The following is a 14,034-nucleotide window of genomic DNA, read 5'->3' as shown; positions in this document are numbered from 1 at the left end:
TTCTCTGCCAAACATGATCTAAAAAGGCTAAGCAATTTCTCAGTAATAGACGGATCTAAGTTATTTAATCTTGATCTAGTAGTCAAATAATTTAAACATTCACCTAGTTGTATATTTTTACAACAAATTCTAAACTGATTATCAGCGACTAAAGCATGGATGTCTTTCTTCGATTTAGCAGCAATCATTACTTTATTGAGATCATCAATGTCATAGGCGAACTCAAAAGTCGCCCGTTGATAATCAATCTCTAACTCCTGTTCCCCATTGATATTAATATATGTGAAATTATCTTCAGGAACCAATAAGAGCAGGTTCAGCTCTAAAAGATGTTGAAGTAAATATTCATCCAGCCAAAAGAATGGTGATAAAGGTAATGACTGAATGTCATGTAGAGAAATCGTAGTTTTTAAATCTTCTCTCCCAAAGCTTTCTACAGTCGCTGCCAATAGGAGTTTATCAACTTCGTTAAGTGTGGTTACTGATGGTATTTCAGTGAGTCGGGTAGTCCGATAGCTATTAATGTATTCTAGAAACGCCTGCTGTTGCTCTTCTTCTAAACTCTCTTTCTCAACAGGTTTTTCTAAAAGTGGTTGCGCTTGCATTGTTTTTTTATTAAGTGCTTTCCAACATAGATCACACCGCCAACTTTCTAACTTCAATTGATTAAACTGTGCGCGATTATGGCAGATATGCATTTTGCCGCAATCGATGCATTGGCTGTCGAGTACGATAAGGTGAGAATTGGTTTTAGCGATATTAGAGATATCCTTAGGCTTAAATCCAAATGCTTGACCAATTTCTTGACAGGTATGTACAAACTCGTTGGGTTTATTGCGCCTCATTAACCAATACTTCTCACAGATAAGCTTTGTAGCGTCTGCAATGCCTGATTGATACTCTAACTTTGTTTTCATACCCACCTTTTAATACCGACTATATCCCGTGGATATTATAGCCCACCACTGTGAGTATTGCTATTTTTAGCAGTGGTTAATGAGATGACAACAGATGAGCGTATGATTGCCTTTGGAAAGCGTGTCCGTGAGGTGCGAAAAGGCAAAGGAATATCTCAAGAGAGACTTGCAGAGATGGCTGGTATTGATCGAAGCTATATGGGAAATATTGAGCGTGGTGAGAAGAATATCACGCTGAAGAAGGCATATGAGATCTGCGATGCGCTAGAGATTGAGATACAAGATTTAGTCAGAGGTTCTGACTAAATCTTGTGAAATTAGATACTCTCGGAAATAGATTTTATTGTAGTCTATTAATAGATTAAAATCCCAGAATACGGATTCCATTGAGATTTATGGAAAATCGAGCCTTTGTGACCACTCATTCTCATTCAAAATGGACCCTTAGTCATTTAGGCTAGTAGCATCAATGTTTTGAGTGAATAAACTAGTCTTAATGTACGTAGCGAAGGTTCAAGTCCCTAGTGAGGACTTGAATCTTCGGCTGCAATCTATACACACTAATAGATTAGGATATTAAAATATTAAGAATGTACTTCTGAGTGTACAAAACGTTAGATTCTCAAACTTAAGATTAGCTATTACCAATAATCCTGCTCAGCTTTAGCAAGCTATTCATTAAAACTCTTACATATCATAAGTGAAGATAAATCCATCTGATAACATCTATACTGAATAAGGTTTAAAGCCTTTTTGTTTAATCATTGCTCTGTGTAGTTTGGATTGTGAATGAGGTCTCCAACTATCTTACCATCAGCATCTACTTTCCATGCTCCAATAATGGCAGATGGAGGCACTTCACCATCAGCAGAATAATCTGGATGAATAAGATAAACACGACCATTTGGAAATTTCAAAGCTTCTTCTATTTCACCTTGGCTCGGTTGAATTAATTTTTTGATAAGTTTCTCCATATTTCCCTCAATAATGGTTCAAAGTAAGGTTGGTGCGCTATACAGGCATCGATCTGCCAGATAGAACTTCAACGTATATAGGCTGATCATATAGTTCAAGGCTATTGATATCATGCACTACTTCACCGTTCCTACTCTTGTGAAAAGTGAAAGTTGCAAACTTCCCAACTTCATCATCTTGAAAACCTATTGTTATATTAACGCTCTCTAAAGGGAAGTCTATAAGCCATTTTTTCTTGAATTTGTTAGAAAATATGATGGACTGGATGAACGGGTCTTGGTCTGTAAAATCTTCTATATGAAACCTATTAGTCGAAACTTCATAACCCGAAAAATCAGTAAACTCTCTTTCAATATCCTGTTTTTCAATTGAACAGCGAGCATAGCTTGAAGGGAATATTTTTTCTAGAAAAATGCAGTCACCTATCGGTAAAAACCCTTCTTTTAAGATAAGGTCTAACTCCTTATCTAATGTGGATTCTTGTATTTCATTTTCGCTAATATCTAAAAACTCTTTCATCAGTAGATTGGTGTAAATCATAGCTTTGCCCTAAATGTCCTATTAATCCAGTGTAGATAATATGAATCATATAAAAATTACCAGTAAATCTTTTTTGTACTCATTGATTTAAAGTAAGGATCATAAACTAGGGTATACCCCAAGGGAACCAGTTATTTCACCCTTCAAACCTATTAACAAACTACTTAAAACAGACTGCTATAATGGAACCACTTATAACAGACTATTTTAGGTGTTTATGTTTATCGGTAACCCTCCCAACCATAAGACACCTAATAAATAGAATTAAGCTGCCTGATTGAGTTTCTGTATTGGCGTAAAACCGCCATTACCCATATGGGGTCGTTCATGATTATAGTGGTATAACCAGTTTTCTGCTTGTGCACGTACCTGCTCTAGAGTATCAAACAGCTCCTGATTTAACCAATCATAACGCATTGTTCTGTTGAAGCGCTCTACATATGCATTTTGCTGTGGATTGCCAGGCTCAATATAACTAATAGTGATGCCTTGCTGCTCAGCCCATTCTTTGAGCGCATTACTGATATATTCAGGGCCGTTGTCGCATCTTATTTGCATAGGTTTACCTCGATATTCAATTAACTGGTTCAAGCTGCGTATCACCCTCCCAGCCGGTAGTGAGAAGTCAACCTCGATCGTCAGCGCTTCACGGTTATAATCATCAATCACATTAAACAGTCTAAAGGCACGCCCATCTGTTAAGCCGTCATGCATAAAATCCATACTCCAGCTTTGATTGATCTTGTCAGGTACAGCCAGTGGTATTGGTTTAGCACGCTTGATGCGGCGCTTGGGTTTGATTCTAAGGTTTAATTCAAGCTCGCAGTAGATACGATATACACGCTTATGGTTGTATGGCAGTCCCATGACATTACGCAGGGTTAAAAAGCATAAGCCAAAGCCCCAGTTCTTATTCTCATCGGTTAGTTTGATAAGTAAGTCAGCTATCTGCTTATTCTCATCCGTTGCCGCGGACTTGTGATAGTAGCAGGTAACACTGATGTCAAAGATACGACAAGCGAGGCGTATGCTAATATTACGCGCTTCAATATAGTGACAAACGAGCTGTCTGCGCCTTTGTGGCGCTACCACTTTTTTGTCATGGCATCCTGTAGTATGTCTGATTTAAGGCATTCATCTGCGTACATCTTCTTAAGACGGGCGTTTTCAGTCTCAAGTGCTTTAAGACGAGCAATCAAAGAGGCGTCCATGCCGCCATACTTCGATCGCCAATTGTAGAAGGTGCTTTGACTGATGTTATGCTCACGGCATAGCTCAGTGATAGGAACGCCTTGTTCGGCTTGCTTTAAGATGTTAACAATCTGGTTGTCGCTAAAACGGGTCTTTTTCATAGGATTCTCCTGCTGGTTTATTCTAGCAGTTAATCTCTATTTCTAAGTGTTCTTATTTATCGGGGGGATTACCTATCAGAGCTTATCTACGAGCGTCAACCAAAGAACAAGACGCTAAGCGTGCCAAAAGCGAACTCATAGCATTTGCCAACGATCATGGCCACAAAATTGCTGCCTTCTATGTCGAAAACGAATCAGGAGCTATCTTGGTGCGACCCAAGCTTATGCAGCTGATTGAAGATGCTCATAAGGGCGATGTGATCTTAATTGAGCAGATTGATCGCTTGGCACGTTTAAATCAAGCTGATTGGGATACTCTCAAAAGAATGCTATCAGAAAAAAAGCTATCTATCGTATCAAAAGAGCTGCCTACCTCATATATGGCGCTTCAATCTGAAAGCAGCACTGAATTTATGAGCAGTGTATTGCAAGCCATTAACTCAATGATGCTGGATATGCTCGCAGCCATTGCTCGAAAAGATTATGAGGATCGTCGTAACCGTCAGATGCAAGGTATTGCTCGTGCCAAGGCAGAAGGTAAATATTCAGGACGTAGAAAGGATACCGAAAAGCGCAAGATCATCGCTAGTCTACTCAAATCAGGCCATAGCTATTCTGAGATACAAAGAATGACCAAGTGCTCACGGCATCTGATCGCTGATGTGGCTAAAGAAGCGAAGTAATACTCAAATCATCTAAAAAATAGATCGCTTGCTGTCAAATTAGTATTCATCAAACTACCAATTAGAAAATGTGGAGTCTCCAAAAATACGGGGGCGGCTCATTTCTTGATAAGTATTCTGTTAATAGTCGGTTAAGGAGTCTCCAAAATCGACTAAGTTTAGAAATGTATATCTGTTGGAGCCTTGAATAGGTGGGGTAGAGTAAACATAATCGATAAACTCATTCCAATACATACTTCTAGTGTTCGTAATTACTTCGTCTATAATTTTTTTAATATCTTCAGGAACTTTAGGAGGTTCCCCTATGTAGCTAAATAAAGTTTTAGGAGTGCCATACATTGTGTAGGTTGATATTACATTGATTTGAGGGTCTCTTACAGCAACCTCATGAACAGTACTAACAAACGGTCCATAATTATCAAAGTACCAATTAATATCAGTCAGCTGTTGTTTATGTAATCTTACTGACTCCCAATCAGCAAGATAAACCAGTTTAGTTAGTCTTGCTTTAGAAAGCTCTGAGGGATAAGGATATACACAACAAATATACTTAAGAATACTATTTAAATTATTCATAGCTTACCCTCTGTTTGTGTTGCTTCAAGCATACTATAGCTATGCTGTAGCAAATGTTTAATAAAGTCTGGATAATTGATTAAAAAATCTTCCATATCTCTCTTATTAAATTGATACCCGATGGTCATGCTTTCCAAGAGAATTATTACGTTTTTATTATTGCTGTGAGAAGTATTGTTAATGACAAACGGATAAAAAGATTTGCTTTTCATTCTTATTTCTTTTGCGTCCTTCTTAAGAATTCCGAACTCCTTGCATTTTTCAAAATAATCCTCTTCATTCTCGGGAAAAAAGACTTCATCATACTCCCCATTTACGAAAGCTCTTCCAATAACTCCTTGGTCTTTTGGAAAGCGTTTTCGACGTAGCTTATTATGCTCATAATGTTTGCTATAACGTCCAAAAATTTGTAAATATTCTTCTTGATTCTCTAAGGTAACAATCATATATGCAGATAATCTTTCGTTGTATGTAAGCTTCAACTGATTGAAGATATACTCTAAAAAAGAAGAAGATGTATTGATAGCGTCTTCAAGCCGTTCAGTTTTAAGGATTGATATTGCTTCTTGAGTAGAACTGAGCTCAGATCTTATTTCGTTGAAATCAATAGACTGTTGGTCGTATTTATCTGCTTTTGCTTCAAGCTGTTTTGCTCGATTCTTAGCTAATAATCTGAAGATAACGGATAGCAGTCCCAATGCAGGGATAAAAAGCAGCTTATAATGAGTGTCCCAAGAAATTTCGGGCTGCTTATAAAATTCTAGTACTTCTTCAGCAAGAAGAATTCCTACAAGAAGTAAAAGCATTGGTTCTAATGAAAGATATACTTCAGTGAAGTTACTTTGGAGCCATTTCATAAACCGAATAAATTTTGTTTCCTCTTCACTGGTCTGCACTGAGTAGTAATTCCTTGTTATTTCTACATACTATAATCGATTAAATTTAAAAAAACACTGTATTAGCAGACAGCAGAAGAGTAAGCTCTGTACTAGCAGGATATCGTTGCAATTATGCTTATCTTATTTTGAACTAACTGTATTATAATATCCAAAATATTATTTGAGTAGCAAGGGTGGGTAACCCTCTCAAGCCTAATACTGAATCGCCCCGACTATATCGGAGGCTGACTTACTTGATTCAGGCGGCCATGCCCTGACATGATAAAATCATCATGATACTGCTTTTCAAACTCAAAGATTTCATAGTAAATCATGTATAAGTATAACTAAACCACCCTATTCTTCTTAAAATTCTCAGCCTGTTCAAATATCTCTTTATAAACCTCTTTTGAATCAACGGGCGGATAACCCCACTCATCAAGCAATATCATCAAATCGAACTGTAGCTCCGCTTTGATATCGTCGCGCTTGTTCCAGTCCGTATATTGAGCTTTGTCATCGATAAGCTTTTTCACCTCTTTGGACAGCTCAATCAGCTTGTCTTCGGGATAAGTAAAATCATATTTATGTGCCAGTGACAGCAGAATGTCGTAAAAGGCTTTTTCTTCAAAGTCGATACCCATCTCACCAAACGATGCCATCTCATCGCGTAGCTCGTGATACAGCTTGATAATCTCATCAGAGAAATCACCAATGACTTCGGCACGTAATAAGTCCTGCTCATCGCGGTCGTTATACTTTTCAACCAGTGCATTCATTTTCTTACTGAAATCAACGCCTTTAACCTTGTTGGTTTTCTGCAGCTCGCCAATGGCTTTAGCCAGCAGCTGTTGTAGCAGCTCTAGTTTAGTATTGGGCTGTTTAATCACCTCAAGCTTGGCTAGGTAGTCTTCATCGAAGATATCGATCTCACCGTCTGTGTCATCACCGAGCTTAAATATCTCTTCTACCCCATCACTCAGTAATGCATCTTTCACCAAATTCCGTACCTTTTGGTTCATCTGTTCAACGTCAGGCGCGCCGCCAGTAGTGATTTTAAAGATGATGGTACGAATGGCTAGGTAGTAATGGATCTTGTCCTTGTGCGCCTTTGTGAGCTCACTGCTACCCACACAAATATCATAAGCAGACTTCAGACGCTTGGCTAAATCCATAAAACGTTTCTCTAGCTTTTTAGATTGCAACGCAAAGTCAGCCGCCGCGTTCAAACAATTAAGTTGCTCTAGTGGTGTGCCGCTGAAATACAGGCTAGAGTCAAACTTATGGTAAACCGTATCAAGTAGGTTTAAATGGTCTTTGACCACCACGACTGACTCTTGGATGTCTTCTAGGTCTTGAACCTGACCACCGGTGTAATGCGAGAGCGCCAGGTTCATCTGCTTTTTGATGCCGATGTAGTCAACCACTAAGCCGCTTTCTTTACCTTCAAACTGACGATTAACTCGTGAGATGGTTTGAATCAGGCTGTGTTTTTGCAAAGGTTTGTCAATATACATAGTATCTAAGAATGGCACGTCAAAGCCAGTGAGCCACATATCAACGACGATGGCGATCTTAAAGTTCGATTTGCCATTTTTAAATTGTTTATCTAGATCCTGACGGTGTGCTTTATTACCGAGATTGTCCCACATGCCTTTCTCATCGTCTTTGTTACGAGTCATGATCATTTTGACTCGCTCTATAGGCATCACCTCTTTCTGCTCTTTCTCCGATAAGATTGAGCCTTCCTCGCACGCTCTTACTTCGTTCCATTCAGGACGCAGCTCTATGATGTCTTTATACAGCTGATAGGCAGCTTCACGGCTGCTACAGACAAACATCGCCTTACCTTTTTGTGTAGTGCCCTCGCTCACGCGTGCTTCATAATGCGCAACGAAGTCTTCGGCAATGGCTCTGATACGATCAGGATCACCAAGAATGGTCGACATACTGGCCATGGCTTTTTTGCTTTTCTCTATCTGATATTCATTGGTGCCAGCGTCCGCGCTTTGTTGATAGTATTTTTCGACTTCATCAAGCTGCTTGCTATCGAGTAGCACTTTGGCAGCGCGACCTTCATAGACAATGCGCACCGTGATTTCATCAAATACCGACTCAACCATGGTGTAGCTGTCAACCACGGGACCGAAGACATCAAGGGTGGCATCAATTGGTGTGCCCGTGAAACCGACGTAGGTGGCATTGGGTAATGAGTCATGGAGGTATTTAGCAAAGCCGTAGGTCTTTTTGACGCCGTCTTCGGTGACGGTAATTTTTTGCTGGAGATTGATTTGACTACGATGCGCTTCATCAGAGATACAGATGACGTTGGTACGCTCTGTAAGCAGGGCTAAGTCTTCGGTGAACTTATGGATGGTCGTCAGGAACACACCGCCACTTTTGCGCCCTTTTAACTGTTCGCGTAGATGCGCTCGACTTTCGACACTGATGATATTGTCATCGCCGATATAAGTCTTAGCATTGGTAAAGGTTTCAGACAGCTGACCGTCTAAGTCGGTGCGATCAGTGATTAAGATAATGGTTGGGCTGCCAAGCTCCACATCGCGCATCAGCAGACGTGCTAGAAATAGCATGGTAAAGCTTTTACCACAGCCAGTCGCGCCAAAGTACGTACCGCCTTTACCATCTCGTAAAGCATCGCTCTCGTCAAACTTGCCGTTTGCATCAAGCACTTTCATATGACGTTTAATATTATCAAACAGTTTGGTGGCTGCATAATACTGCGGGTAACGACAAACGATTTTTTCTTCCTTGCTGGATTTGTCAGGCACATAGATAAAATTGCGGATGACATCGAGCAAACGCGCTTTATCAAATAAACCGCTCATCATGGTCAGTAAGGAGTGGATGCCGTCTTTCTCTAACTTCTCATCGCCAGTGACTTTGCGCCAGGAATAGTAGAACTCATACGGGGCAAAGAACGAACCCATCTTTGAGTTGACCCCATCGCTGATGACACATAGCGCATTGTATTTAAACAGCTCTGGAATATCGCGCTTATAGCGAGTGGTCAGTTGGGTGTAGGCATCAAACATAGTGGCATCTTCACGGATGCTGCTCTTAAACTCAAACACTACCAGTGGCAAGCCGTTGATATAGAGAATGCCATCAGGAATACGCAGCTCAAAGCCTTGTATCTCCATCTGATTAACGATGCGGTAGCGATTGTTATCGAGTGCCTCATAATCAATGAGCTGGATGTATAAGTCTTTTTGGGTATAGTCCTCACGCTTCAAGAAAAACCCGTCAGCGACAAACTTCATAATGGCTTTGTTGGTATCGTACAGATCGGACGCAGGAAGGTACTCAAGCTTATGAATAATGGACTCAATCTCATACTCTGTGATTAAGTCATCTTTATAACGGGTCGCTAGAAACTGTCGAAGATCAGATTTAATCAGCACATCGTCAGGATTACGGTCAAGCGCCTCACCAACCGTATGTGGATAACCCTCAGCTGCTAGTAGCTCGATAATAGCTTGTTCAAGTCTGTCTTCGGTGAATTTCAAAATCTACATCCTCGTATGATTGTCTAAACTAATATCAACTTAACAGCCTGGACTTACCGAGGTTCAACTGGCACCGCGTTATGCCAACCATTAGTCACTTCTACATTTAACTCGTGATTAGTTATCTCAACAGGCACTGGACTACCATAACTGTCGTTTTGAATTTCTACAGGCATGTCTCCATAGCCAGCATAATAAACATCAAAGGATTCGTTTAGTCTGAAAAATATCATTAGACCAAGCACCCATATACTAATAAGAATATATATTAACAATGCCTTAATGGTTACTTTACCTTCAATTTTACTTAAATAGGCCATATTCGAATTCCAAATTGATTAAAACATAAGCTCAGTTATTTTACTGATACTCTTTTTTTACAGGATTGAACTTCATAATTTTGCTGTAATTAACATGCTCAATACGCTCATCATTTTCAGTAGGCTTTTCGCCTTTGTAAGTCAACATAATAGGATAATAAGTGGTATTGTCCGACAATACTTTTAAAGTCCCTTCATAACCATAATACAAAGGTGAGTCTTCATCGTAACGCTCATTGCTTGAGCCAGCATCACCAACATAATAAACATTGATAAAATCATTCTCAGGTAAATGTAAGGCTTTCCACCATTCATCCCTTGCACCTTGACCCATATAGAAATTCGTAAACAAACTTCCTACTAGGTTCTTACCTAACGGCTGCATACCTTCCTGAACATCTTCAGCATAAAGTCCCGAACTTCCATTGCTACCCGATTCCTCTACGTTCTTTGGTGTTCGACTCACTAACTGAAAAAATCCATTTTTCAGTTTTTTAAAGCTGTATAAATCCGCTGTTGCCTTGCAGATATGACAAGAGTCAATTTCTCCATCAGAAACTTGTTTCTTCTCAATGAGAATCAGATAACGATCCTCACCTGCTGTATTTTTATATTGAATAACAGGGCGCATTAAGGCGATAGTCGCCCTGTCAGAATCATCATATTTCCCTAGTCCGATATACGGTGTATCTTCCATATAATCCACATGAATATCGAACATCTGACCACTATAGAACTCACGCATGACTTCTTTAAAGCTCAAGTCTTTGATTTTGACCTGAGCCATTTGACTGGCAGAGAAAGCCGGAGCGGCAGCCATTGCAGGAGTGGCAGATAGAGCGCCTAAGCTAAGCGCCAAACTAAGTAAAAGCTTCTCCATCTTGAACTCCATTAATGATTATGTTTTTGGGATAAACGTTTACTATCAAAAGCTATATAGCTTTATTCACAAGTTCAGCAGCGTCTGCAATACGTAGCTCTCCTGACATGAGCTTAGGTAAAAGGGTGTCTCGTAGCCTTTCTAAGGTTAAACACTCTTCACGATTCATTAGCATTTTATTGAAATTACTATCAACTGTTTCATTAAATATATTAATCAGTTCATCAGATGGTTTTACCAACTGAGTTGCCATTATCGAATCTGCGCTAATATTTGGTTGAGCGCTACCTTCAGCGATATTAACAATATAATCAATCGTAGATTTTTGATTCAAAAAACAATAAATAAACCAAATTTTATCGCTAACTGAACTAATAGGACTGAACTTGGCAACTCGTTGATTTAACAAGTAGACCTTTTTATTCTCTGCAACCAATAGACCAAACTTGCCAACTGTTGCTCCAGTCATTGCCATCATTAAGTCACCAGTTTTCAACCAAAAATTTTCTGCTTTTTTAGCAATTTCATTGGGTATAAACTGTAGATCAGATGTATTTACTGTTCTATCGCTGTTTATATTTTTGATCTTAATGACAGGAAAACCGGTATCTATAAAATCTTTACTTTTAAATGCATATCCACCTTTTACAAAAGAGATATCTGCTATCGTTCCAGATTCCCAACCCTTCGGAATCCAACCCATTTCCTCCGTAAACTCAAATTCATCAGGGAATAATGCCTGAATATCTGAATTGTCTTTTTTCTCAATCGCTTTACGCTGCTCAGCACGTTCAGAGAACTCATCAGGAATAGCGTTACCAGCGGCGAGCGCATTATCAATCACTGGATCAAAATCTACAAACCAGCTCTTAAACAACGCCTGCGCCATCGCCTCTAGCGTTTCGTTCATTTGGCGGTTTAGCTCGATTTTATCGTCTAATGAACCGAGAATATGAGCTATGGCTTTTTGTTCTGGGAGGGGTGGCAGCAATACCTCCAATGACTTGATGTTGTATAAAGGAAGCTTTCCTTGTGCTGAACCTACTTTTCTAGACAAAATCTCTGTTTGCCCCTGAGGGGAAATTAAGAAATAGTATAAATACCTAGAAACAATATCCTCTCTAATATTTGTGATTCGTGCTGCATTCTCAGTTAAATTATTATTATCCCATTCGGAATCAACATAGAACACCATACCAATAGTATGACCAACTATAGCTAGACAAACATCAGATGTATTAACTACGTATTTTTGTATTTTTTCTTTAGTTGCTTCGGTTAGGTATTGGAGGTTATCTCTTCTTATTCTTCCGTCAGAGACATCAACTAAGCGTATATATGGAAATGGGGTTTCATCACATATTAACGAGTGATCTTTCGGAAGACGTTTACCACTTTTAACATCTCCAATATCTTCTATTTTCACAAGATCCCAATCACTCACCATAACCCAACACCTCCAAGTTCTGACGGATGGTCGCATCGAGCTTTTGTGACGCTTGCATCTGCATGTATAGTGTTTGGCTTAGCTCCAGCATTTTAGTCTCAAACGGAATGCCGTCATCTTCGATAGCAGCAGCACCGACATAACGCCCAGGGGTCAGTACATAATCATTGGCTTTGATATCATCTAGGCTTACCGATTTACAATAGCCTGCTTCATCAGCATAAGCTTCATAGCCGCCTGCTTCTTTCTCTCCGCGCCATGCATGATAAGTCTTAGCAATCGCTTCAATATCTTCATTACTGAACTCTTTATGAGTACGGTCAATCATACTGCCGATAGCACGGGCATCAATGAATAGCGTCTCACCGCTACGATTACGCAAGCCGCGTGCTTTGCTGTCAGCGGATTTGGCTTGCTTGTCTTTACTGATAAACCATAAGCACACCGGAATTGGTGTGGTATAAAACAACTGACCGGGCAGCGCAATCATACAATCAACCAGATCATTTTTGATGATTTGCTCGCGTATCTCACCTTCACCACTGGTAGTAGTAGACATCGAACCATTAGCAAGTACAAAACCAGCAGTTCCATGCTCAGAGAGCTTAGATATCATGTGCAATATCCACGCATAGTTGGCATTGCCCGTCGGCGGTGTCGGATAGCCTGCCCAGCGTGGATCATCGACCAGCTCATCAGGCGCGCGCCAATCCTTTTGGTTAAAAGGTGGGTTTGCCATGATGAAGTCCGCTTTGAGATCTTCGTGCTGATCTTTAAAGAACGTATCGGCAGCCACATCGCCCAAGTTGCTAGAGATACCACGAATGGCAAGGTTCATCTTAGCGAGCTTGTAGGTGGTGCTGGTGTACTCTTGCCCATAGATAGAAACGTCTTTGGTATTGCCGTGGTGACTCTCGATGAATTTGATGGACTGGACGAACATACCGCCTGAACCGCAGCAGGGATCATAGATTTTCCCTTGATACGGCTCAACCATTTCTGCAATGAGATTGACCACAGACTTAGGCGTATAGAACTCACCACCGCCTTTGCCTTCAGTCGCGGCAAACTTACCTAAGAAATACTCGTACACGCGCCCGACCGTGTCTTCTTCTGGATTACCGATAGTGTCGATGTTATTGACCACATCAATCAAGGCAGCAAGCTTACTGGCCGTTAAGCCCAGACGTGAGAAGTAGTTGTCAGGCAATGCGCCTTTTAATGATTGGTTGGTCTTTTCAATGGTGCTAAGCGCGGTGTCGATCTTAAGCGCGATATCTTCTTGCTTGGCATTCTGCTGGATGAAACTCCAGCGACTCTCCTCCGGCAAATAGAACACGTTGTCTTTGGTATAGGCTTGTACCATATCGATATGCTTTTCATAGCCCGTATCGATAAGCTTTTGGCGCTGCTGCTCAAAAGTATCACTGATGAACTTTAAGAAAATCAGGCTAAGGACGATGTGCTTATATTCTGAGGATTCGACGCTACCTCGTAGCTTGTTAGCCGCATCCCAAAGGGCTTCTTCAAAATTACCGTTATCGGTTTTATCTTTTTTGTTCGCGGGTGTTTTAGCCATGTTTCTTTGTTCTCGATTAGTATTTTTATTGGTTTTGGAAGATAGATAGCTGCTTAACTCTTTAAGTTTGCTATTAAGCAAAGTATAAACTTTCGATATTTTATATTAGGCACACTAGACCAATCTTATTAACCTTCATCTTATCATAAGAGAACTAGAGCGCGGAGCTAGATAACTTTCTCTTCAGTATTAATATAAGTGACAATTATTTGACTAAAAAAATGTACATTAGCTAGCTTTTTAATAAGCTAATGTACATTTATTAGTGAAATTTTAGAATATTACACTTTTAGTGTATCCTTATATCTATCAAGGTCTTGCACATGTACATTAAAAATTATGAGTTTACTAGAGCTG

The 14,034-nt window shown here is 39.9% G+C and carries 13 protein-coding genes; 2 read left to right on the top strand and 11 right to left on the bottom strand.

All coding sequences use genetic code 11. The annotated features are described in order from the left end of the window. Nucleotides 1-917, bottom strand: a 917-nt coding sequence (locus tag ACT3RN_RS10505) for a hypothetical protein (protein ID WP_444518610.1), incomplete at its 3' end; no start/stop codon positions are given. Nucleotides 918-1,001: 84 nt separating this feature from the next. Here ACT3RN_RS10505 and ACT3RN_RS10500 point away from each other — a divergent pair. Further along, nucleotides 1,002-1,223 (top strand): helix-turn-helix domain-containing protein, encoded by a 222-nt coding sequence (locus ACT3RN_RS10500; RefSeq protein WP_192991763.1) that lies wholly within the window; start codon nucleotides 1,002-1,004, stop codon nucleotides 1,221-1,223. 455 nt (nucleotides 1,224-1,678) lie between these two features. Here the strand turns inward: ACT3RN_RS10500 and ACT3RN_RS10495 are convergent, their stop codons facing one another. The 3 genes from ACT3RN_RS10495 to ACT3RN_RS10485 all read right to left on the bottom strand — a co-directional run bounded on the left by ACT3RN_RS10495 (nucleotide 1,679) and on the right by ACT3RN_RS10485 (nucleotide 3,784). Beyond that, nucleotides 1,679-1,891, bottom strand: a complete 213-nt coding sequence (locus tag ACT3RN_RS10495; RefSeq protein WP_226945048.1) for a hypothetical protein — start codon at nucleotides 1,889-1,891, stop codon at nucleotides 1,679-1,681. A gap of 37 nt (nucleotides 1,892-1,928) precedes the next feature. Next, entirely contained in the window at nucleotides 1,929-2,432 is a 504-nt protein-coding gene (locus tag ACT3RN_RS10490) for a hypothetical protein (RefSeq protein WP_192991757.1), read from the bottom strand. A gap of 264 nt (nucleotides 2,433-2,696) precedes the next feature. Further along, nucleotides 2,697-3,784, bottom strand: a protein-coding gene (locus ACT3RN_RS10485; RefSeq protein ID WP_192991758.1) for an IS3 family transposase whose coding sequence is annotated in 2 segments (ribosomal slippage) — nucleotides 2,697-3,532 and nucleotides 3,532-3,784 — 1,089 coding nt in all. Because the reading frame shifts where the segments join, the coding sequence is not laid out codon by codon here. Between the two features lie 32 nt (nucleotides 3,785-3,816). On the opposite strand from ACT3RN_RS10485, the gene ACT3RN_RS10480 reads away from it, so the two are divergent. Next, the gene (locus ACT3RN_RS10480) at nucleotides 3,817-4,467 is read left to right on the top strand and encodes a recombinase family protein (protein WP_444518611.1); all 651 of its coding nucleotides are present in this window, start codon (nucleotides 3,817-3,819) and stop codon (nucleotides 4,465-4,467) included. 120 nt (nucleotides 4,468-4,587) lie between these two features. Here ACT3RN_RS10480 and ACT3RN_RS10475 read toward each other — a convergent pair whose 3' ends face one another. The 7 genes from ACT3RN_RS10475 to ACT3RN_RS10445 all read right to left on the bottom strand — a co-directional run bounded on the left by ACT3RN_RS10475 (nucleotide 4,588) and on the right by ACT3RN_RS10445 (nucleotide 13,677). Continuing rightward, nucleotides 4,588-5,043 (bottom strand): Panacea domain-containing protein, encoded by a 456-nt coding sequence (locus tag ACT3RN_RS10475; RefSeq protein WP_192991759.1) that lies wholly within the window; start codon nucleotides 5,041-5,043, stop codon nucleotides 4,588-4,590. Further along, nucleotides 5,040-5,939 (bottom strand): hypothetical protein, encoded by a 900-nt coding sequence (locus ACT3RN_RS10470; RefSeq protein ID WP_192991760.1) that lies wholly within the window; start codon nucleotides 5,937-5,939, stop codon nucleotides 5,040-5,042. The genes ACT3RN_RS10475 and ACT3RN_RS10470 overlap by 4 nt, the downstream gene beginning before the upstream one ends. Before the next feature lie 329 nt (nucleotides 5,940-6,268). Continuing rightward, nucleotides 6,269-9,451: a type I restriction endonuclease subunit R gene (locus ACT3RN_RS10465; RefSeq protein WP_192991761.1), complete on the bottom strand. Its 3,183-nt coding sequence runs from the start codon at nucleotides 9,449-9,451 to the stop codon at nucleotides 6,269-6,271. A gap of 53 nt (nucleotides 9,452-9,504) precedes the next feature. Then, the gene (locus ACT3RN_RS10460) at nucleotides 9,505-9,771 is read right to left on the bottom strand and encodes a hypothetical protein (protein ID WP_192991762.1); all 267 of its coding nucleotides are present in this window, start codon (nucleotides 9,769-9,771) and stop codon (nucleotides 9,505-9,507) included. 40 nt (nucleotides 9,772-9,811) lie between these two features. Then, entirely contained in the window at nucleotides 9,812-10,651 is an 840-nt protein-coding gene (locus ACT3RN_RS10455) for a hypothetical protein (RefSeq protein WP_444518609.1), read from the bottom strand. Nucleotides 10,652-10,703: 52 nt separating this feature from the next. Next, nucleotides 10,704-12,098 (bottom strand): restriction endonuclease subunit S, encoded by a 1,395-nt coding sequence (locus tag ACT3RN_RS10450; RefSeq protein ID WP_192991925.1) that lies wholly within the window; start codon nucleotides 12,096-12,098, stop codon nucleotides 10,704-10,706. After that, nucleotides 12,088-13,677: a class I SAM-dependent DNA methyltransferase gene (locus tag ACT3RN_RS10445; protein WP_192991924.1), complete on the bottom strand. Its 1,590-nt coding sequence runs from the start codon at nucleotides 13,675-13,677 to the stop codon at nucleotides 12,088-12,090. The genes ACT3RN_RS10450 and ACT3RN_RS10445 overlap by 11 nt, the downstream gene beginning before the upstream one ends. Between the last annotated feature and the right edge of the window lie 357 nt (nucleotides 13,678-14,034).

Source organism: Psychrobacter sp. AOP5-GZ1-6 (genome assembly GCF_052376345.1).
GTDB lineage: Bacteria > Pseudomonadota > Gammaproteobacteria > Pseudomonadales > Moraxellaceae > Psychrobacter.
This window is presented reverse-complemented; position numbering and strand designations above follow the sequence as displayed.

What these genes read in the sequence shown, in the direction of transcription:
- ACT3RN_RS10500 (WP_192991763.1), top strand. Translation starts at nt 1,002, where the DNA reads ATGACAACAGATGAGCGTATGATTGCCTTTGGAAAGCGTGTCCGTGAG.
- ACT3RN_RS10495 (WP_226945048.1), bottom strand. Translation starts at nt 1,891, where the DNA reads ATGGAGAAACTTATCAAAAAATTAATTCAACCGAGCCAAGGTGAAATA.
- ACT3RN_RS10490 (WP_192991757.1), bottom strand. Translation starts at nt 2,432, where the DNA reads ATGATTTACACCAATCTACTGATGAAAGAGTTTTTAGATATTAGCGAA.
- ACT3RN_RS10475 (WP_192991759.1), bottom strand. Translation starts at nt 5,043, where the DNA reads ATGAATAATTTAAATAGTATTCTTAAGTATATTTGTTGTGTATATCCT.
- ACT3RN_RS10460 (WP_192991762.1), bottom strand. Translation starts at nt 9,771, where the DNA reads ATGGCCTATTTAAGTAAAATTGAAGGTAAAGTAACCATTAAGGCATTG.
- ACT3RN_RS10455 (WP_444518609.1), bottom strand. Translation starts at nt 10,651, where the DNA reads ATGGAGAAGCTTTTACTTAGTTTGGCGCTTAGCTTAGGCGCTCTATCT.
- ACT3RN_RS10450 (WP_192991925.1), bottom strand. Translation starts at nt 12,098, where the DNA reads ATGGTGAGTGATTGGGATCTTGTGAAAATAGAAGATATTGGAGATGTT.
- ACT3RN_RS10445 (WP_192991924.1), bottom strand. Translation starts at nt 13,677, where the DNA reads ATGGCTAAAACACCCGCGAACAAAAAAGATAAAACCGATAACGGTAAT.